Source organism: Acidimangrovimonas pyrenivorans (assembly GCF_042643245.1).
Lineage (GTDB): Bacteria > Pseudomonadota > Alphaproteobacteria > Rhodobacterales > Rhodobacteraceae > Acidimangrovimonas > Acidimangrovimonas pyrenivorans.
Genome location: NZ_JBHRSK010000007.1, coordinates 286,092 through 306,441 on the forward strand (window position 1 = coordinate 286,092; position 20,350 = coordinate 306,441).

Annotated in this window: 16 protein-coding genes and 1 riboswitch; of the genes, 4 read left to right on the forward strand and 12 right to left on the reverse strand. The window is 71.0% G+C overall.

Annotated elements, in window-relative coordinates; all coding sequences use genetic code 11:
- Positions 1–89: 89 nt before the first annotated feature.
- The 6 genes from clpX to ACFOES_RS11725 form a co-directional block, all read right to left on the reverse strand.
- Complete coding sequence (clpX, locus tag ACFOES_RS11700; RefSeq protein ID WP_377833455.1) at positions 90–1,361, reverse strand: ATP-dependent Clp protease ATP-binding subunit ClpX; 1,272 nt, start codon at positions 1,359–1,361, stop codon at positions 90–92.
- A 138-nt stretch (positions 1,362–1,499) separates the two neighbouring features.
- Positions 1,500–2,132, reverse strand: a complete 633-nt coding sequence (locus tag ACFOES_RS11705) for an ATP-dependent Clp protease proteolytic subunit (RefSeq protein WP_377833456.1) — start codon at positions 2,130–2,132, stop codon at positions 1,500–1,502.
- Between the two features lie 172 nt (positions 2,133–2,304).
- A complete protein-coding gene (locus tag ACFOES_RS11710) occupies positions 2,305–3,060 on the reverse strand; it encodes an ABC transporter ATP-binding protein (RefSeq protein ID WP_377833457.1) in 756 nt (251 codons plus the stop codon).
- Positions 3,057–4,046: a FecCD family ABC transporter permease gene (locus tag ACFOES_RS11715; RefSeq protein WP_377833458.1), complete on the reverse strand. Its 990-nt coding sequence runs from the start codon at positions 4,044–4,046 to the stop codon at positions 3,057–3,059. The genes ACFOES_RS11710 and ACFOES_RS11715 overlap by 4 nt, the downstream gene beginning before the upstream one ends.
- Complete coding sequence (locus ACFOES_RS11720; protein ID WP_377833459.1) at positions 4,043–4,882, reverse strand: ABC transporter substrate-binding protein; 840 nt, start codon at positions 4,880–4,882, stop codon at positions 4,043–4,045. The genes ACFOES_RS11715 and ACFOES_RS11720 overlap by 4 nt, the downstream gene beginning before the upstream one ends.
- A 117-nt stretch (positions 4,883–4,999) precedes the next feature.
- On the reverse strand, positions 5,000–6,817 hold the full coding sequence (locus ACFOES_RS11725) for a TonB-dependent receptor plug domain-containing protein (protein ID WP_377833460.1): 1,818 nt from the start codon (positions 6,815–6,817) through the stop codon (positions 5,000–5,002).
- Between the two features lie 132 nt (positions 6,818–6,949).
- A riboswitch (cobalamin riboswitch) is annotated at positions 6,950–7,155 on the reverse strand.
- A gap of 176 nt (positions 7,156–7,331) precedes the next feature.
- Here ACFOES_RS11725 and ACFOES_RS11730 point away from each other — a divergent pair.
- Together ACFOES_RS11730 and ACFOES_RS11735 are read left to right on the forward strand one after the other, a co-directional pair.
- A complete protein-coding gene (locus tag ACFOES_RS11730; RefSeq protein ID WP_377833461.1) occupies positions 7,332–8,744 on the forward strand; it encodes an amidase in 1,413 nt (470 codons plus the stop codon).
- Positions 8,745–8,919: 175 nt separating this feature from the next.
- Positions 8,920–9,894 (forward strand): quinone oxidoreductase family protein, encoded by a 975-nt coding sequence (locus ACFOES_RS11735; protein WP_377833462.1) that lies wholly within the window; start codon positions 8,920–8,922, stop codon positions 9,892–9,894.
- A 157-nt stretch (positions 9,895–10,051) separates the two neighbouring features.
- Here the strand turns inward: ACFOES_RS11735 and ACFOES_RS11740 are convergent, their stop codons facing one another.
- The 5 genes from ACFOES_RS11740 to ACFOES_RS11760 all read right to left on the reverse strand — a co-directional run bounded on the left by ACFOES_RS11740 (position 10,052) and on the right by ACFOES_RS11760 (position 16,819).
- Positions 10,052–10,645: an amino acid synthesis family protein gene (locus tag ACFOES_RS11740; protein ID WP_377833463.1), complete on the reverse strand. Its 594-nt coding sequence runs from the start codon at positions 10,643–10,645 to the stop codon at positions 10,052–10,054.
- Entirely contained in the window at positions 10,626–11,477 is an 852-nt protein-coding gene (locus ACFOES_RS11745; RefSeq protein ID WP_377833464.1) for a UPF0280 family protein, read from the reverse strand. The genes ACFOES_RS11740 and ACFOES_RS11745 overlap by 20 nt, the downstream gene beginning before the upstream one ends.
- Complete coding sequence (locus ACFOES_RS11750) at positions 11,474–12,955, reverse strand: 6-hydroxynicotinate reductase (RefSeq protein WP_377833563.1); 1,482 nt, start codon at positions 12,953–12,955, stop codon at positions 11,474–11,476. The genes ACFOES_RS11745 and ACFOES_RS11750 overlap by 4 nt, the downstream gene beginning before the upstream one ends.
- A gap of 292 nt (positions 12,956–13,247) precedes the next feature.
- Positions 13,248–15,974, reverse strand: coding sequence for a molybdopterin-dependent oxidoreductase (locus ACFOES_RS11755; protein WP_377833465.1), 2,727 nt, complete (start codon positions 15,972–15,974; stop codon positions 13,248–13,250).
- Positions 15,971–16,819, reverse strand: a complete 849-nt coding sequence (locus ACFOES_RS11760; RefSeq protein WP_377833466.1) for an FAD binding domain-containing protein — start codon at positions 16,817–16,819, stop codon at positions 15,971–15,973. Before ACFOES_RS11760 ends, ACFOES_RS11755 begins: the two co-directional genes overlap by 4 nt.
- A 133-nt stretch (positions 16,820–16,952) precedes the next feature.
- On the opposite strand from ACFOES_RS11760, the gene ACFOES_RS11765 reads away from it, so the two are divergent.
- Positions 16,953–17,396, forward strand: a complete 444-nt coding sequence (locus ACFOES_RS11765; RefSeq protein WP_377833467.1) for a MarR family winged helix-turn-helix transcriptional regulator — start codon at positions 16,953–16,955, stop codon at positions 17,394–17,396.
- A gap of 257 nt (positions 17,397–17,653) precedes the next feature.
- Here ACFOES_RS11765 and scpA read toward each other — a convergent pair whose 3' ends face one another.
- Positions 17,654–19,783, reverse strand: a complete 2,130-nt coding sequence (scpA, locus tag ACFOES_RS11770) for a methylmalonyl-CoA mutase (protein WP_377833468.1) — start codon at positions 19,781–19,783, stop codon at positions 17,654–17,656.
- Between the two features lie 111 nt (positions 19,784–19,894).
- Between scpA and ACFOES_RS11775 the strand changes: the two genes are divergently transcribed.
- Entirely contained in the window at positions 19,895–20,338 is a 444-nt protein-coding gene (locus ACFOES_RS11775; RefSeq protein ID WP_377833469.1) for a DUF4174 domain-containing protein, read from the forward strand.
- The last annotated feature ends 12 nt before the right edge of the window (positions 20,339–20,350 follow it).

A 20,350-nucleotide genomic window follows, 5' to 3' on the forward strand; every position in this document is an offset into this window, starting at 1 on the left:
CCAGTGGCTATACCCGCGCCCCGTTCACGGAATGGAAAGGCGGGCCGAAGCCCGCCGATTTCCGTGTCTGTTTTCGGCGCAACCCGGCCTCAGCCGGCGCTGGCGGATTCGTCCTTCGACGCCTTGGCGTAGATCAGCAGCGGCTTGGCGTCGTCGGCGGTGACCGCCTCCTCGTTGACCACGACCTCCTCGACCTCGTCCATGCCCGGCAGTTCGAACATGGTGTCGAGCAGGATGTCCTCCATGATCGAGCGCAGGCCGCGGGCGCCGGTCTTGCGCTTGATCGCCCGCTGCGCGATCGCCCTGAGCGCGTCCTCGGTGAAGGTCAGTTGCACGTCCTCGATGTCGAACAGCCGCTGGTACTGCTTGACCAGCGCGTTCTTGGGCCCGGTCAGGATGGTGACCAGCGCCTCCTCGTCGAGGTCGGTCAGCGTCGCGATCACCGGCAGGCGGCCGACGAATTCCGGGATCAGGCCGAATTTCAGCAGGTCCTCGGGCTCGAGCTCCTTGAACATCTCGCCGACGCCGCGGGTGTCGTTCTCCTTCACGTCGGCGCCGAAGCCGATCGACGAGCCCTTGCCCCGCTGGGCGATGATCTTCTCCAGCCCGGCGAAGGCGCCGCCGCAGATGAACAGGATGTTGGTGGTGTCGACCTGCAGGAATTCCTGCTGCGGATGCTTGCGCCCGCCCTGGGGCGGCACCGAGGCGACGGTGCCCTCCATGATCTTCAGCAGCGCCTGCTGCACCCCCTCGCCCGAGACGTCGCGGGTGATCGAGGGGTTGTCGGACTTGCGGGTGATCTTGTCGACCTCGTCGATATAGACGATGCCGCGCTGCGCCCGCTCGACATTGTATTCGCTGGCCTGAAGCAGCTTGAGGATGATGTTCTCGACATCCTCGCCGACATAGCCGGCCTCGGTCAGCGTGGTGGCGTCGGCCATGGTGAAGGGCACGTCGAGGATCCGCGCCAGCGTCTGGGCCAGCAGCGTCTTGCCGCAGCCGGTCGGGCCGATCAGCAGGATGTTCGACTTGCTGAGCTCGATATCGGCCGCCTTGGCCGAATGGTTGAGCCGCTTGTAGTGGTTGTGCACCGCCACCGAGAGCACGCGCTTGGCATGGGCCTGGCCGATCACGTAATCGTCCAGCACCTGGCAGATTTCGCGCGGCGTCGGCACGCCGTCGGTCGCTTTCAGCCCCGCGCTCTTGGTCTCTTCACGGATGATGTCCATGCAGAGTTCGACGCATTCGTCGCAGATGAAGACCGTGGGGCCGGCGATCAGCTTGCGCACTTCATGCTGACTCTTTCCACAGAAAGAGCAGTAGAGCGTGTTCTTGCTGTCGCTGCCGGAAGTGTTCGCCATATCGTTCCTCTGCGGCTGCAGGTTTGCCGTGAGGCCGCGGCCTGCCTGGCTGCGGCCCCATTGGGTGAGTCTAGGGCAGCCACATATCCTTCACAATGCCTAATTCCCGCCTGCGGCAGATCCGCCGCAGCGGCGCTATCATTTCGACGTGTCCTCGACCGCCTCGCGGCTCTCGACGATCTCGTCGACCAGCCCCCACGCCTTGGCATCCTCGGCCGACATGAAGTTGTCGCGCTCGAGCGCGGCGACGACGGTGTCGAAGTCCTGGCCGGTATGCTTGACGTAGATCTGGTTCAGCCGGTCCTTCAGCTTCTGGGTCTCCTGGGCGTGGATCATGATATCCGTCGCCTGGCCCTGGTAGCCGCCCGAGGGCTGGTGCACCATGATCCGGCTGTTGGGCAGCGCGAAGCGCATGTCCTTGGCGCCGGCGGTCAGCAAGAGCGAGCCCATCGAGGCCGCCTGCCCGATCACCAGGGTCGAGACCTTGGGCTTGATGTATTGCATCGTGTCGTAGATCGACAGACCGCTGGTCACCACGCCGCCCGGGCTGTTGATGTACATCGAGATCTCTTTCGACGGATTCTCGGCCTCGAGATGCAGCAGCTGGGCGACGATCAGGCTCGACATGCCGTCATGAACCGGGCCGGAGAGGAAGATGATCCGCTCCTTGAGCAGGCGCGAGAAGATGTCGTAGGCCCGCTCCCCGCGCGAGGTCTGCTCGACCACCATCGGGACCAGGGTGTTCATATAGGTGTCGATCGGATCTTTCATTTCGGCCTGCCTCGAGCTGTTGGGGAATTCTAGTGCCGCTGCGCTTTCAGGAGTCTTAGTTCCGCGTGCCGCCCCCTGCAAGGGGCGGCGGTTCAGTTTGACCCGGGGGCCATGCCCGGCCCCGGACTGGGGGCCGCGCGGACCGGAGCTATCCCTTCCCCCGGCGGCGCCATCAGCGCGTCACCCCCAGCGGCTGGAACACCGGCCCGTCCTCGGTCCGGGCGTAATAGGCACGCACCCCGAAGACGGCATCGAGGTTCTCCGGCGTCAGCACCGCGTCCGGCGCCCCGTCGGCCACCAGCCGGCCGCGGTCCAGCATCAGCAGCCGCGAGCAATGCCGCGCCGCCAGCCCGAGATCGTGCAGCGAGGCGAGGACGGCATGGCCCTCGGCGGCCAGCCCGGCAAAGACCTCCATGGTCCGGATCTGGCTTTCCGGATCGAGCCCGGCGATCGGCTCGTCGGCCATCAAGAGCGGCGTTTCCTGTGCCAGCGCCCTTGCGATCAGCACCCGCGCCTGCTCGCCGCCCGACAGCTCGGTGGCGATGCGGTCGTGGAACCCCGCCAGCCCCATCCGTTCCAGCGCCCGGTCGACCGCCGCCCGGTCCACCGCGCCGGGGCCGCGCAGCCCCAGATGCGGCGTCCGGCCAAGGCTCACCAGCGTCTCGACCGTCACCGGCCAGGCGACCTCGCGCGCCTGCGGCATCCAGGCCGCGGCATGGGCCCGCGCCCGCGGCGTCATCCCGGCCAGGCTGCTGCGCCCCTCGGCCGGCAGCAGCCCCAGCGCGCCGCGCATCAGCGTCGTCTTGCCGGCACCGTTGGGACCGATCAGGCCGACGAACTCGCCCGCCCCGACCGTCAGGCTGACATGGTCGACCACCGGGCATTCGCCGCGCCGCACGGTCAGGTTCTCCAGCGCCAGCAGGCTCACCGCTCGGCCCTCCGGGTGCGCCAGATCAGGTGCAGGAAGAACGGCGCCCCGACCAGCGCCGTCAGCACCCCCAGCTTGAGGTCGCGGTCGGGCGCGATCAGCCGCACCGCGACATCCGCTGCCAGCACCATCGCCGCCCCGCCCAGCGCCGAGGCCGGCAACAGTCGCGATGGCCGCCCGCCGGTGAAGGGCCGCAGGATATGCGGGATCACCAGCCCGACGAAGCCGATCGCGCCCGACACCGCCGTCGCCGCGCCCACCACCGCCGCGGTGCCGAGGATCAGCACCAGCCGCAACCGACCCAGCCGGATCCCCATCGCCTCGGCCGCGTCCTCGCCCAGCGTCAGCGCGTCCAGCCCGCGGCCGAGGCTGAACAGCATCGCCGCGCCGACGGCCATGAACGGCGCCGCCAGCCAGACATGGGTCATCGAGCGGTCGGCCAGAGAGCCCATCATCCAGAACACGATCTCGGCCGCGGCATAGGGATTCGGCGACAGGTTCAGCACCAGCGCCGTCAGCGCCGCCGCGAAGGCGGAAATCGCGATCCCGGCCAGGATCAGGGTCAGCGCCGTGCCGCGCGGCCCGGCCAGCGCCAGGATCAGCACCACCGCCGCCACCGCGCCCGCCAGCGCCGCCAGCGGCAGCGCCAGGGCGAAGGCGGCGGCCAGCCCGGTCTGCAGCGAGATCACCGCCCCCAGCGCCGCCGCGCCGGAGATCCCGATCAGCCCCGGCTCGGCCAGCGGGTTGCGCAGGAACCCCTGCAAGGCGGCGCCGGACAGCCCCAGCACGGCGCCGATCATCGCCCCCAGAAGCGCCCGCGGCAGCCGGATCTCGCGCATCACCAGCACCACCGGCCCGCCCTCGCCGGTGACCAGCGCGTGCAGGCTGGCCCGCAGCCCGATCGCCGCCGGCCCGATCAGCAGCGAGGCGGCGAACAGCGCGACGACAAGCGCGCCCAGCGCGACGAGGAGGCCGCGATAGCTCATTTGCCGCCCTCCAGCGCCCGCCTTGCCTGCGCCATCTTCGCCACCGCGCCCAGCAGCTTCGGCGTGCCGCAGACCCAGTCGGCATCCGAGGTGACGTGCATCGCCTGCGCCCGGACGTCGCGCAGCGCCGGGTGACGCAGGATTTCCTCGGCCCGCGATTCGCCGGGATAGGGCGCCGAGGTCACGATCAGCCTCGGCCGCGCCATCACCAGCTTCTCCAGCGGCAGCGTGCCGCCGCCGCTGACCCCGGCCTGCGCGGCGATGTTGCGGAACCCGGTCAGCTTGAGGATCTCGTCGGCCAGCGTTCCCGCCCCCGGCGTGTAGCCACTGGGATAGTAGAGCGCCGCCGGCGCCGGCGTCTCGCCCGTCACCCGCAGCGCCGCCAGATCGGCATCGAAGCGGTCGGCCATCTCGCGCGCCTGCGCCTCGCGGCCCAGCGCCGCGCCCACCGCCAGCAGGTTGCGCCGGACATCGGCGAAAGACGTCGCCGGCGCGATCTGCACCACCGTCACCCCCAGCCGGCGCAGCAGCGAGACGGTCGCCGCCGCGTTGTATTTGCCGGCCAGCACCAGGTCGGGATGCATCAGGAAGATCTGCTCGGCCTGGGCGTGGTTGAGCCGGTAGCCCCCGGCCGCCGCCGCCATCGCCGAGGAGCGCGGATCGGCCGCCAGCCATGAGACCGAGGCCAGCTGCCCCGGCGCCGCCAGCATCATCGCCAGCTGGTCGGTGCATAGGTTGATCGAGACGACGCGGGCCGGCGCGGCGGCAACGGTCAAGGCCGCGCCGAGGGTGATCCCCAGCGCGGCCGCCGCAAGCCGTATCGGACGCCAGGTCATGGCCATTCCGCTCCAGTCGCTCCTCTCGCCCGGCCTCCGGGCCTCCTTGCCGCCAAGTGCCGGGCGCCGGCAACCGGTCAGGGCCGGTCAGGATCGCCGGGCGCCCCGCCCCCGGGCTCAGAACTCCTTGCGCAGCCCGATATAGACCGACCGTCCCGGCGTGGCGTAGTCCTTCACCAGCTGGTAGCTGGCATTGGTCAGGTTCTCCACCCGCAGATAGGCCTTGGCGTCATTGCCCAGATCATAGGTGAAATCGGCATTGGCGACGATGTAATCCGACAGCCCCGGCCGGTTCGCCGCCGCAAGGATCGACAGCCCCGCGGTCAGCTTCGCCGTCACCGGCGCGCTCGCCTCCAGCGAGATCTTGTGGCGGGCCGGCAGGTACTTGGCGACGCCCCACTGGGTGGCGGACAGGCTGCTGTCGGCATGGGACAGGGTGTAGGTATAGGCGCCCCTGAGCGACACCTTGCCCAGCTTGGTCCGGCCCGCCAGCTCGACCCCGTAGCGGGTCGCGTTGCCGCCCTGGCGGTAGGTCGGCGGATAGACCGTCGTGCTGTAGATCGCGTCGCGCACCGAGAACCAGAAGGCCGTGGCGCTGACCGCTGTGTCCTCCGAGAGGCGCTTCTCGACCCCCAGATCGACCGAGTCGCTCTTCTCGCGCTGCAACGACACGCCCGGGGCGGCATAGCTCAGCTCGTAGAGCGACGGGTTGCGGAAGCCGGTGCCGGCCGAAGCCCGAACCGTCAGATCCTGCTGCGGCCGCCAGGCCATCGCCACCCGCGCCGAGGGGGCGCCGCCGACGCCCGAGGTGTTGTCGTAGCGCAGCGCCGCGCTCAGATCGAGCTGCGCCGTCGGGCTGTAGGCCAGTTCGGTGAACGCGCCGCGCTTCCAGCGCGAGCTGCTGGACGGCGACCCCGAGGAATTGGAGAAGCCGATGCGCGAGCCTTCGAGGCCGAAGCTCAGCGTCGCGGCGCTGCTGATCGGCGCGGTGCCCTTGTAGGACAGGCTCTTGCGGGTGCCGACATAGCGGTAGCTTCCCCAGACGGAATCGTAGGAGCGGTCGATCCGATAGGTCGTCACCGCCACGGTGTTGCGGACCGCGCCGGTCTCGAAATCGCTGTAGACCCGCAGGCCGCTGGACTTCGCCGGAATGCTGCCGGGCACGCCACCGGCGTCGTAATGGCCGGTGCTGTTCTGGTGGAAGGCCGAGAAACCGATCTTGACGCCGTTGTCGAAGCTGTGGCTGCCGGCAAGCGAGATCCGGTTCGAGCGGAAGGCGTTGCGCAGATTGCCCGAGCCGGCGCCGACATAGTCGACGATGCCGTCGGTGGAGACATGGCTCAGGTTCAGCGCCAGGCTCGAGTTCTCGCCATTGAGCGTCAGCCCGTAATTCAGCGCCTCGGTCGAACGGCTGCCATAGCGCATCTCGAAATACTGGTGCAGGCCGGGCTTGTCGCTCCTGGCCGAGGAGATGCTGACCACGCCGCCGACGGCCGAACCGCCGTAGAGCGCCGATTGCGAGCCCTTCAGGACCTCGATCCGGCCGATGCCGGCGGTCCCGAGGCGGCCGAAGTCATAGGCGACCTGGGGCCCGGACGGGTCGGTGACGTCGATGCCGTCGACCAGCACCTTGATGTAGTTCTGCGACACGCCGCGGATCGACAGCCCGGTCTGCGCGCCGACGCCGCCGGTCGGCCGGATGGTGATCCCCGGCACCAGCGCCAGCGCGTCCGCGACGCTGCCCTGGGCGGCCTTCTGCAGATCCTCCCGGGTGACGATGTCGACGGTGGCGCCGACCTTGTTGGCCGGCGTCGGGGTCAGGTCGGCGGAGACGACGATCTCGCCCAGGTCGATGGGCTCGGCCCGGCCGGGCTGCGGCAGCGCGGTCAGGGCGAGGGTGGCGATGATGGGAAGGGTGGACTGCAGGCGGGGCATGTCTCTCGGCCTCTGCTGGCGCGGACCTTCCGCGCCGGTTCCTCGGATGTCCTTGGAGGGGCCCGGCCCTTCCGCAGACGGTGAAATGTCACCTCTGCGGTCCGACCGCCTCCGCAACGCGCCCCGCGCCCGGAAAGGGTGATCACCTCGGCAGGTCTCCTGACTCGCGGGTCGTCGCTCTGGCTGGCCTTCCCGGGGGGTCCCAGTGGCACCTTCAACCATCGCTCGCCGCCTACAGTTGCGGGGGCAGTTGCGGAGTTGGCCAGCCTGACGGCCGGTCGCACCGCATTCCCTTTGATCCGGGTCTTGACGCCGGAACCGAAGCCCCCTCTCCCTACGCCTCACGCTCCACATGTCAAGCACAAGATCGAGAGCCCCGGGCGCGACACCGCCCCGGCGCTCTCGCTTGCGGGCTTGCCCGGACCGGCCCCAGCGGGTCTAACTGCACGGGTCAAGCCGGGCGGTCTGCCCGGCAGCCCGCCCGCCGCCCAGAACACCCATTTCCGGACCCGCCATGACCGATCTCACCGCCCTCGATGCCACCGCCCTGTCCGCCCTGCTGGCCGCGGGCAAGACCTCGGCCGTCGAGCTGATGACCGCCACGCTCGACCGCATCGACGCGGTGAACCCGAAGATCAACGCCATCGTCTCGCTGCGCGACCGCGCCACGCTGCTGGCCGAGGCGGCGGCCGCCGATGCCGCGCCGCGCAAGGGCTGGCTGCACGGCCTGCCCGTCGCGGTGAAGGACCTGCAGGCGGTGGCCGGCATCCGCTCGACCTGGGGCTCGCCGCTGTTTGCCGATTTCGTGCCCGAGGCCGACGCCCTGCTGCCGGCGAAGCTGCGCGCCGCCGGGGCGATCCTGATCGGCAAGACCAACACGCCCGAATTCGGTCTCGGCTCGCATTCGTTCAACCCGGTCCATGGCGCCACCGGCAGCCCCTACGACCCGAGCCGCACCGCCGGCGGCTCCTCGGGCGGGGCGGCATCGGCGCTGGCGGCGCGGCTGGTCGCGGTGGCCGACGGCTCGGACATGATGGGCTCGCTGCGCAACCCCGCCGCCTTCTGCAACGTCTACGGCTTCCGTCCCTCCTACGGCCTCGTTCCCTCCGATCCCGTCGGCGACACCTTCCTGCACCAGCTCTCGACCGACGGCCCGATGGCCCGCACGGTGGAAGACCTCGCCCGGCTGCTGGAAACCCTCGCCGGATACGATCCCCGCCTGCCCCATTCGCTGCCCCCGGAGCCCTACGCCGAGGGGCTCGACAGCGCCCCGGCCGGCCTGCGCATCGGCTGGCTCGGCGACTGGGGCGGGGCCTGGGCGATGGAGCCGGGCATCCTCGAGCTCTGCGAAGACGCGCTGAAGGTCTTCGAACGACTGGGCTGCGCGGTCGAGCCCGTAGCCCCGCCCTTCCCGGCCGAGAAGCTGTGGCAGAGCTGGACCACCCTGCGCAGCTGGGCGGTGGCGGCGCGGCTGGGCCTCCACCACGCCGATCCCAAGCGCCGGGCCCGGCTCAAGCCCGAGGCGATCTGGGAGATCGAGCGCGGGCTGGCCCTGAGCGCGATGGAGGTCCACCGCGCCAGCGTGATCCGCTCGGAATGGTTCGTGAAACTGGCCGAGTTGTTCACCCGCTACGACGCGCTGGTGCTGCCGACGGCACAGGTCTGGCCCTTCCCCAAGGGCTGGCGCTATCCGGAGCAGATCGCCGGCCAGCCGATGGACAGCTATCACCGCTGGATGGAGGCGGTGGTGCCGGTCAGCCTGGTCGGCCTGCCCGCGCTCGCCGCCCCGGCAGGCTTCGGCGCGTCCGGGCTGCCGATGGGCTTCCAGCTCTTCGGCCCGCGCGGCGCCGACCGCCGGATATTGCAGCTCGGCCAGGCCTATCACCGCGCCACCGAATGGCCGCAGAAGCGCCCGCCGGCGATGTGACCGACGGCACGCCCCATGTCGATCCGCGTAGCGCGACATGCGCAGGGCGCGCGCACCACGACACGATAGCGCCCGCGGCACCGTTTGCCCCCTCCCCGCTTGCCCCCGCCGCGCCACCGGCTACAACGAGGGCAGGCAAGCGCAGACGAACCAGCGAACACGGGAGGAAACCGGCATGGCGCAAACGGTGATCATCGAGGCCTTCGGCGGGCCGGAGCAGCTCAAACTCGTCGACCGCCCGGTGGGCGAGCCCGGCCCGGGCGAGATCCGCATCCGCCACGAGGCCTGCGGCCTCAACTTCATCGACGTCTACCAGCGCACCGGCCTCTACCCGCTCGAACTGCCCCACGCGCTCGGCATGGAGGCCGCCGGCGTCGTCGAGGCGGTGGGCGACGGCGTCAGCCACCTCAAGCCGGGCGACCGCGCCGCCTATGCCGCCGCCCCGCCCGGCGCCTATTGCGAAGCCCGGGTCATGCCCGCCGCCCAGGTCTGCCCGCTGCCCGACGGCATATCCTTCGAGCAAGGCGCGGCGATGATGCTCAAGGGCATGACCGTGCAATACCTGTTCCGCCGCACCACGCCGCTGCGGAAGGGCGACACGGTGCTGTTCCACGCCGCCGCCGGCGGGGTCGGCCTGATCGCCTGCCAATGGGCCCGCTCGGAAGGCATCACCCTGATCGGCACCGCCGGCACCGACGCGAAATGCGCCCTGGCCCGGGAGAACGGCGCCGCCCATGTCATCAACTACCGCGACGAGGATTTCACCGCCCGGGTCAAGGAGATCACCGGCGGCAAGGGCGTCGACGTGGTGATGGATTCGGTCGGCAAGGACACGTTCGAGGGCTCGCTCGACTGCCTCAAGCCGCTGGGGATGATGATCTCCTTCGGCAATGCCTCGGGCCCGGTGCCGCCCTTCAACCTGGCAACACTCGCCGCCAAGGGCTCGCTCAAGATCACCCGGCCGACGCTGTTCAGCCATATCGCCGAGCACGAGACCTGCCAGCAGATGGCGCGCGAGCTGTTCGACAAGGTCGAAAGCGGCGCGGTCAGGATCGCCATCGACCAGCGTTACCCGCTGGCCGAGGTCGCCGAGGCCCACCGCGCGCTGGAAGCCCGCAAGACGACCGGCGCCACCGTGCTTCTGCCCTGAGCCGGCCCGAGCCGGGCAAATCGACAAGGGGCCGGGCGCGGACGGTCATTCCGCCCCGCCCCGCTCCCGAGGGCCCCGACGGCCCCCTTTCTGCTCGAAAATATCCCGGGGGAGCCGCCAGCGGCGGCGGGGGCAGCGCCCCCTCCCCGGCCGGGCCTCAGCGCAGCCCGTCCTCGCCCTTGACGTCCTCGACCGCCAGGCCGCCCATCCGGTGATGCACCCGCGGCCCGCGCGCCATCGCCAGCGCGAACATCAGCTCGCCCGCCCGCGGCGCGTCCGGCAGCCCGACCTCGATGGCGTCGAAATGGCTGCGGACATAGGCCGCGTTGATATGGCCGAGCGGAATGTCGATCCGGGTGCCGACCCCGCCGACCTTCATCGCCGACGGCACGATCGCCCGCGCCTCGCCCAGCCGCTCGCGCATCGAGTAGCCGCCAGGCACGTGCCACAGCGCGGCATGTTCCAGCTCGCCGTCCTCGCCGGCCATCGCGGCCTTGCCATAGCCGTCGATGCCCTCGATCCCGCCCATCGCCGCGATCAGCTTGTCGGTCATCATCAGCCCGAGCGGTTTGAGCGCGTCCATCGCCGGCTGCAGCTCGGGCTGGTAGCGCCCGGCAAAGGGGTTGTTGACCACCGCCAGGATGGCGCCGCGCTGGCGCGGCGCCTCGGCCTCCGGGCCGCCCTCGTGATAGATATCCTCGAGGAAAATCATCGTCTTGCGCAGCGTGAAATCATACATGTTCTGGCTCATCGGCAGGCTCCCGTTGGCAGGAGGCCAGCGCCGCGCCGGTGCTGCGGCTCTGGCCGGAAAGCGACAGCAGCGCGGCCCCGATCAGGCCGCGCCGGTGGAAATCCCGGGCGGTGGCAAGCCCGCGGTCGAGGGCCGCGGCGGCCTCCTCGCGGGTCAGCGGGCCGACATCGACCGTGACGAGACGGTCGCCGAGATCGCTGTCGGGCGCAAGCGCGCAGGCCGGCTGGCGGATCACGGCTGGATGACCGGGCAGGTCGACGGCATTGGCGATCAGGGTCGCGGCGGCATCGGCCTCGGCGGCGGTGCGGGCCAGCACCGTGACGGCATCGGCGATGCCCAGCGAGTGGCTGCGCCCGCGCCAGCCAGAGGTCGCCAGCCCGCGCTCCGGCTGTCCGGCCGCCAGCGTCACCCGCGCGCGCGCCCCGGCCACCGCCGCCGTCACCGCCTCGCCCGGCGTCAGGTGGAAGGCGATGTCGCCACCATTGTTGACATGGGCCTTGCTCAACCCCGGCGCCCCGGCCATCGCCGCCAGCACCGCATCGGCCACCGCCCCGGCCACGGCCGCCATCGGCGTGATGAAGACCGGCGCGAAGGGGGCGACCGCCGCCGCCATCCTGCGCGCGATCGGCCCTTTCAGGTCCCAAGGCGCCGGGCTGCGCAACTCCGGCAGCTCCGCCACCAGCTCCTCGAGCAGCCCCGAGAACCGCGCCGCGGCCCGTTCATACGCCTCCCGCCGTGCCGCTTGGTTGGCCCAGAGGATCAGGTCGATGGGCCCGTGATTGAGGTGCAGCCGCACCCTGTCGGCCAGATATGCCGCCTGTGCCCCTGTCATCGCTGCGGCCATGGTTTCGGCGCCACCGCTCGGAACTGGTTCCCGTATTCGCCGCCCTCCTCCAGCACCTGCCGCAAGGGCCGGATCGCCGCCTCGTGCCCGCCCAGCGCGACGTAGTCTTCGCGCCGCAGGGTGAATTCCAGCGGCGCCACCAGCGCCGGCGTCGGCACGTAGCCGAAGGCGCCGTCCGGCGTCTGCGTCACGTCGACCATCAGGGTGATGCCGCCGCCGGGCCAGATCCAGGCCGGCGCGCCGCCGCAGCTGACCTGCGCCTCGCCCGTCTGCACCGCCCGGGTCAGCCGCACCGGGTTCCGCGTCGCGCCCGAGCGCAGCGAGCCCCCGGCGCCGCCGGTGAACAGCACCGTGCACAGCGCCGGCTCGCAATTCTCGGCGATCAGCTCGACCGAGGGCTGCAGCGCCGCCGGCAGCGGCTGTGCGACCGGCTGCAGCTCCTCGTCCAGCACGTAATAGGCCGCGTGCTCGCCGGTGGTCGAGACCATCAGCAGCGTCAGCCCCGGCCGCGCCCCCTTCTTGGCATTCCACGGCCCGAGGATGGTCAGCGGATCGTCGATATCGGTGCCGCCCCAGCCCAGCCCCGGCTGCGCCACCTGGAAATAGCGCCCCGGGGTCGAGCGCCGGCCCCTGATCCTGATCCCGGTATCGGGCCAGCCCAGCACCTTGCCCGCCTGATGCTCGCTGACGACGCCGGTGATGTGGTCGTCGACCACCACCACCTCGTCGACCAGCCCCTGCCATTGCGCCGCGAACATGCCGATCGTCGCCGAGCCGCAGCCGACCCGCATCCGCGCCTCGCGCACCCCGTCGACGATCGGCGCCTCTCCGGCCTGCACCACCACCGAGCAACCGCCGTCGATGCTCAGCTCCACCGCCTCGCGGTTGCACAGCGCCATCAGCGTGTCGCAGGTCACCCGGCCCTCGGCCTTCGAGCCGCCGGTGAGGTGGTCGACCCCGCCCAGCGACAGCATCTGCGAGCCGTATTCCGAGGTGATCACCAGCCCGACCGCCTCGCCGCCGGCCCGGACCACCGCGCCCTCGTCGCCGAGATGGCGGTCGGTGTCGATCTTCACCTTGACGCCGCAATAGGAATAGATCGCCTCGGTGACGACGGTGACGAAATCGACCCCGTCGATCTCGCGGCTGACGATGAAGGGGGCGGGCTTGTAGTCCGGGTAAGTGGTGCCGGCGCCGACGGCCGAGACGAAGAGGTCGCCATCGCTCAGGGTCCCGTCCCAGTCGGCCTTGAGGAACGGCCTGATCTCGCCGCCCTCGGCGATGCGCTTGTCGAGCACGGTCACCGGGTCGCAGCGCACGATCCGGCCGCCCGCGTTGGCATAGCGGTCGCAGGCGCCGGTGCGGCCCTCGGCGACGTAGCACATCACCGGGCAGGCGTCGCAGCGGATCTTCTCCGCGCGCACCCGGTCCCCCGGCAGGGTGCCGTCTGAGGTGTCGGCGCGCATGTCGTGGCTCGGGTCGGTCATGGGGTAGGAACCGGTATGGTGGAGGCGCACCCGGGTGAATCGGCCCCCTTGGGAGCTACGAGATAAGGATCGCGCCCGGCCCCGAGGGGGGGCGCAGTGCCGTTTGCACAGACATCGTCTCGAAGCCCCGGCGCCGGGCTCAGTTGCAGCAGTACCATCCAATCGTGCCCGCCCTGGGGGGCGGGGTCGGGCGCGATCCGGGGCTGAAGCCCCGGAAGAACAGTCCTCCCGCGCGGGACCTCTTGCATCATTGGAAAATGCCGCTCCCCCGTCATCCCCGCGCCTCCCTTATCGCCGCCAACACCCGGTGCGGCAGCGCCGGCAGCCTGGTGATCCGGGCGCCCGAGGCATCGCGGATCGCGTTCAGGATCGCCGGCGCGGTCGGGATCAGCACGTGCTCGCCCAGCCCCTTCGCCCCCATCGGCCCCTCGGGGTCCGGCACCTCGATCAGGATCGGCTCGATCGCCGGCATGTCGCCGGTGGTCGGGATCAGGTAGTCGTGCAGGTTCTCGGTCCGGCCGGGGATGTAATCCTCCATCAAGGCCATCCCCAGCCCCTGGGCGATGCCGCCCTCGATCTGCCCCTGCGCCAGCAGCGGGTTGACGACACGGCCGAGGTCATGCGCCGCGGTGATCCGCAGCACCCTGACGGTCCCCAGCGCCATATCCACCTCGACCTCGGCCAGATGGGCGCCGTAGCCATAGACGGCATAGGGCACCCCCTGCCCGTTCTCGTCGAGCGGCTCGGTCGGCGGGTCGTAGCTCTCCTCGGCCATCAGCGCATAGCCATGCCCGGCCTCGGGCAGCTCGGCCAGCGCGATCTCGGCCGGGCCGCTGCCGTCGGTGACGATCACCTTGCCGGGCGCGAAGCCGATCCGCGCCCCGGGCCCCTTGTTGGTGTGGGCGAGGATCGCCTGCCGCAACGCCTGCCCGGCAAGCAGCGCCGCCTTGCCGGTCACCACGGTCTGGCGCGAGGCCGAGGTCTTGCCGCAATCGGGCGTCAGCGCGGTATCCGGCCCGATCAGCTCGACATCGGCAATCGCCACCCCCAGCGCATCGGCGAAGATCTGCGTGATGACGGTATTCGAGCCCTGGCCGATATCGGTCGCCCCCTGATGCAGCTTCAGCCGGCCGTCGCGGGTGATCCCGGCGCGCACGGTCGAGGGGTTGGGCAGCGCGGTGTTGCCGCAGCCATACCAGCAACTCGCCACCCCGATGCCGCGCCGCAGCCCGCCTCCCGCCGCGTTGAATTCCGCCGCCTCGGCCAGTGCCGCGCCCCAGCGCGGTTCCAGCGCCGCGAGGCAGGCGCCGATGCCCACCCCGCGCATCACCTGGCCGCAGACCGAGGCCTCGCCCTCGCCCAGCGCGTTGAGCCGGCGGAACGCCAGCCGGTCCATGCCCAGCGCCGCGGCCAGGTCGTCATAGGCCAACTCCTGCGCCACCGCCGCCTGCGGCACGCCGAAGCCGCGGAAGGCGCCGGAGACCGGGCCGTTGGTATGCAGCGCCACGGTCTCGGCGCGGTAGTTCGGCGTCCGGTAGGGGCCGGAGGCATGGACCGGCACCCGGTTGGCGACGGTCGGGCCCCAGCTGGCATAGGCGCCGGTGTTGAAGCTGCCCTCGAAGGCCATGCCGCAGACCCGGCCGGATCCGTCCACCCCGATCCTGGCCCGCATATGGGCCGGGTGGCGCTTGGTCGTCGACTGCATCGACTCGCTGCGCGAATAGACCATCCGGCACGGCCGCCCGGTCTTCAGCGCCGCCAGCCCGATCAGCGGCTGCAGCGAGACGTCGAGCTTCGAGCCGAAACCGCCGCCCGCCGCCGCCGGGACGATCCGCACCCGCTCGGGCACCAGCCCCAGCACCCTGGCAACGTCCATCTGGTCCATCACCGGCGCCTGGGTGCAGGCCTGGATCACCAGCACCTCGCCCTCCATCCAGGCGACGCCGGCCTCGGGCTCGATATAGGCATGCTCGACATAGGCAGTCCGGACCTCGACCTCGGCGACATGGGCGGCCCCGGCCAGCCCGGCCTCGGCATCGCCCTGCACCACCTTGCCGCGGGTCAGCACGTTGTCCGGCCGCCCCGCCTGCACCGCCCGCGCGCCCAGCGCGGTATCGGGGTCCATCACCGGCTCGCGCAGCTCCCAGTCGACCGGGAACTCCCCCAGGTCGAGCCCGGCCATCGCCTCTCGTGGCCCGACCACGATCGCCACCGCCTCGCCGCGCAGCCGCGCCTCGCCCTCGGCCAGCGCCGGCTGGTCGGCGAAGGGCGGGATGACGCCGAAGCGGTTCTCGCCGCCCAGATCGGCGGCGGTGAAGACCTGGACGCCGCGCGCCCCGGCCCAGCCGGCGAGGTCGCCGAAGGTGAACCGCGCCGCGAAATGGGGCGAGCGCACCGCCTTCACCACCCAGGCGCCCTCGGGCCAGTGATCGGCGCCGAAGACCTCGGAGCCGTCGACCTTGGCCACCCCGTCCAGCCGCTCGATCCGCGCGCCGACGGCGGCCCCGGCCTGCGGCAAAGCCGCCGGCGCCAGCGCCCGGCCCGCGTCCAGCACGGCGGCCACGATCCGGCCATAGCCGGTGCAGCGGCACAGCACCCCGCCCAGGGCCGCGCGCACCTGCGCCTCGTCGGGCTCCGGCACCGCTTCCAGCAGCGCCACCGCCGCCATCAGCATGCCCGGCGTGCAAATCCCGCATTGCGCCGCGCCATGGCGCAGGAAGGCCTGTTGCAATGCGCTCAGCGCCTCCCCCTTCAGCCCCTCGACGGTGCGCAGCTCCGCTCCCTCGGCCCGGGCCAGCGGCGTCAGGCAGGCGCAGACCGGGGCACCGTCCAGCAGCACCGTGCAGGCGCCGCAATCGCCGGCGTCGCAGCCGACCTTGGTGCCGCGCAGCCCCAGCTCCTCGCGCAGCACGTCCGACAGCCGCCGCGTCGGCCCCGCATTCACCGCCAGCGGCGTGCCATTGACCGTCAGCCGCACCAGCGCCGCCTCGAGATTCATGCCGCCGCCTCCCGCCCCTGCACCAGCTCCGCCACCGCGCGCCGCACCAGTTCCACCGCGCTGTCCCGCCGGTAGCCCGCGTCGCCGCGGACATCGTCGATCGGCGACAGCGCCGGGGCGATCAGATCGACCCGCACCGCCGCCGCCGCCCGCGCCGCCGGCTGGCCGAGCAGCGCCGCCTCCTGCCCGGGCAGCCGAACCGCCACCGGCCCGCAGGCCCCGACCGCCAGCGCCGCCTGCGTCACCGTCCCGGCCTCGACCTCCAGCCGCGCCGCCACCATGGCAATCGAGATCACCAGGTAGCGCCGCGCCCCCAGCTTGAGAAACCCGCCACGCCCCGCCGCCTCGAAGGGGACATGGACCGCGACCAGCAACTCGCCCGGTGCCAGCGCCGTTCGCCGCACCCCGGTGACGAATTCGGCCAAGGGCAGCCGCCGCCGGCCCTGGGCCGAGGCGAGCTCGACTTCGGCATCGAGGGTCAGCAGGCAGGGCACCCCGTCCGCCGCCGGCGAGGCGTTGCACAGGTTGCCGCCGACCGTGCCGGCATTCTGGATCTGGACCGAACCGACCTCACGCGCTGCCGCCTTGAGCCCGTCGAAGGCCTCCGGCAGGGGCGCCCGCAACAGCTCGGACCAGCGCGTGCAGGCGCCGATCCGCCAGCCCTCGGCGGTCTCGGCAATGCCGCGCAGCTCGGCGATTGCGGTGAGGTCGAGCACCGGGCCGGCCAGCGCCTGGGCCCGGGTGGCGGGGAACAGGTCGGTGCAGCCCGCCGCCGGCGTCACGCCGCCCTTGGCAGCGATCCGCAGGGCCTCGGCCAGAGTACGGGGCCGGTAGAACGGGGTCACGGCGGGCCTCCCATCCTGAGCGCGCAGGGGATATTGTTCGCATACAAACACTGGGCCCGCCGCCCGCAACCTGTCAATGACGATCTGTCACTTCGCCCTTGCGGTGCCCGGCCAATGCCCGGAAGGATGCGTCATGGATCAATCCCTGCCCGATACGCCCGCCGAAACGCCCGGCTATGAGCTCGATGTCCAGGTCGGCTTCCTGCTGCGCCGCGCCACCCAGCGCCACCTGGCGATCTTCGCCGCCCATATCCCCGATCTGACCTCGACCCAATTCGCCGCCCTGGCCAAGCTCTGCGCCGAGGGGCCGTCGTCGCAGAACGCCCTCGGGCGGATGACGGCGATGGACGCGGCGACGATCAAGGGCGTGATCGACCGGCTGCGCGCCAAGGGGCTGGTCAGCGCCGCCCGCGATGCCGAGGACCAGCGCCGCGTCACCCTCTCCCCGACGCCCGAGGGCCGCGCCACCTACGAGGCCGCCGTCGCCGCCGCCCACCGCATCACCGCCGAAACCCTCGCCCCGCTGGACGAACAGGAACGCGAGACCTTCCTCGCGCTGCTGGCCAAGCTGACCTGAGGGCTGCCCCCCGCCCCGACGTCTGCAACGAGAACAGGGCGGTTGAGGGGAGAGCGCACTCCGCCCGGTGCGCGCGGGAACCGCGCAGGGCGGGCGCCCGCCCGTCCCGGCGGGCCGGCACTATGGGGAGCTGCGCGAGACGCTCCTATTGCGGAGGCGCGTGGCTGCCACAAAGCGCGTTGTTCGGCTGTTGCGAGCGCCAGCCACGGGGCAGGAGCGCGCCCCGCTCACGTTGTGCCATATGGCAGAGCCCCCGCCTACCCCCGCGCCGCGCGGATCAGGGTCAGGATGTTCTTCGCCGCCTCGGGGATGTTGGTCCCCGGCCCGAAGATCGCCTTGACGCCGTGATCGTAGAGATACTGGTAATCCTGCTGCGGGATCACCCCGCCGCAGATCACCAGGATATCCTCGGCCCCGGCTTCCTTCAGCGCCTCGACCAGCTTCGGCGCCAGCGTCTTGTGGCCCGCCGCCTGCGAGGAAATCCCGACGACATGGACGTCGTTGTCGATGGCGTCCTGCGCCGCTTCCTCCGGGGTCTGGAACAGCGGCCCGACATCGACGTCGAAGCCGATATCGGCGAAGGCCGTGGCGATCACCTTGGCGCCGCGGTCATGGCCGTCCTGGCCCATCTTGACCACCAGCATCCGCGGCCGCCGGCCTTCCTCCTCGGCGAATTTCTCGACATCCTTCTGGATCGCCGCGAAACCCTCGTCGCCCTCGTAGGCCGAGCCGTAGACGCCCGCGAGGGTCTTCACCTCGGCCCGGTGGCGGCCGAATTCCTTTTCCATCGCCATGCTGATCTCTCCCACGCTCGCCCGCGCCCGCGCGGCCTCGACCGCCGCTTCCAGAAGATTGCCGCCCTCTTTCGCCCGCCGGGTCAGCTCGTCCAGCGCCGCCTGGCAGGCGGCCTCGTCGCGCGCCGCCCGCACCTTTTCCAGCCGGGCGATCTGCGACTCGCGCACCTTGGCGTTGTCGATATCGAGGATGTCGATCGGGTCCTCGTGATCCTTGCGGTACTTGTTGACGCCGACGATGACCTCCTCGCCGCGGTCGATCATCGCCTGGCGCCGCGCCGCGGTCTCCTCGATCCGCAGCTTCGGCATGCCCGAGGCGACCGCCTTGGTCATGCCGCCCATCGCCTCGACCTCCTCCATCAGCGCCCAGGCCTTCTCGGCCAGCTCGGCGGTCAGGCTCTCGACGTAGTAGGAGCCGGCGAGCGGATCGACGACATTGGTGATCCCGGTCTCCTCCTGCAGGATCAGCTGGGTGTTGCGCGCGATCCGGGCCGAGAACTCGGTCGGCAGCGCGATCGCCTCGTCCAGCGCGTTGGTATGCAGCGACTGGGTCCCGCCCAGCGCCGCCGCCATCGCCTCGTAGGCGGTGCGGATGACGTTGTTGTAGGGGTCCTGCTCCTGCAACGACACGCCCGAGGTCTGGCAATGCGTCCGCAGCATCAGGCTGCCCGGCTTCTTGGGATTGAACTCGCTCATCACCCGGTGCCAGAGCAGCCGGGCGGCGCGCAGCTTGGCCGCCTCCATGAAGAAGTTCATGCCGATGGCGAAGAAGAAGGACAGCCGCCCGGCGAAGGCGTCGACATCCATGCCGCGGGCCAGCGCGGCGCGGACATATTCGCGGCCGTCGGCCAGGGTATAGGCCAGCTCCTGCACCAGGTTCGCGCCGGCCTCCTGCATGTGGTAGCCGGAGATCGAGATCGAGTTGAAGCGCGGCATCTCGGCCGAGGTATACTCGATGATATCCGCGATGATCCGCATCGAGGGCTCGGGCGGATAGATATAGGTGTTGCGGACCATGAACTCCTTGAGGATGTCGTTCTGGATCGTCCCCGACAGAGCCGCCCGGTCGACGCCCTGCTCCTCGCCGGTGACGATGAAGTTGGCCAGCACCGGGATGACGGCGCCGTTCATCGTCATCGAGACCGAGATCTTCTCGAGCGGGATGCCGTCGAACAGGATCTTCATGTCCTCGACCGAGTCGATCGCCACCCCGGCCTTGCCGACATCGCCGACGACGCGCGGGTGGTCGCTGTCATAGCCGCGGTGGGTGGCGAGGTCGAAGGCGACCGAGACGCCCTGCTGCCCGGCGGCCAGCGCCTTGCGGTAGAAGGCGTTCGATTCCTCGGCGGTCGAGAATCCGGCATATTGGCGGATGGTCCAGGGCCGGCCGGCATACATCGTCGCCCGCGGGCCGCGGGTGAAGGGGGCGAGGCCGGGCAGGCTGCCCATGTGGGAAAGCCCCGTCGTGTCCGCCTCGGTATAGAGCGGCTTGACGTCGATGCCCTCGAGCGTGTTCCAGGTCAGGCTGTCGAACTCCCGCCCTCGCAGTTCCTTCTCGGCCAGCGCCTTCCAATCGTCGATCTTGTCGCTCATCGCTGCGATCCTTTCGTCCAGACCCGGGCGGGCAGGTTCCGCCACGTCCCGGTGCATTCAACCCTGTGTTTTCCCCCGCGCACCGCCTATATCGGGACGGCAGGAGGTGACATGAAACCCGTCTTGACCCTTGTTCTCGCGGCTTTTCTGCCGCTCGCCGCGGCGGCCGAGACGCCGGCGGCGCCCGCTTTCGCGCCGCTGAAAGGCACCGAGGTGACGCTGGCCCAGTTCAAATGGGAAAAGCGCCCCCTCGTCGTCTTCGCCGACAGCCCCAACGACCCGGCCTTCAAGACCCAGATGCGATACCTCGCCGCCCATCCCGAGATGCTGGCCGAGCGCGACATCGTCGTCATCGCCGACAGTGACCCGGCCGCCCGCAGCCCGGTGCGCGAGGCCCTGCATCCGCGCGGCTTCTCGCTCGTCGCGCTCGACAAGCAGGGCACCGTCGCCTTCCGCAAGCCCCGGCCCTGGGAAGTGCGCGAGATCGCCGCCGCCATCGACAAGCTGCCGCTGCGCCGCGAGGAGATGCTGCAGCAGCGGCCGGCCGGACGATAGGCGGGGCGGGGT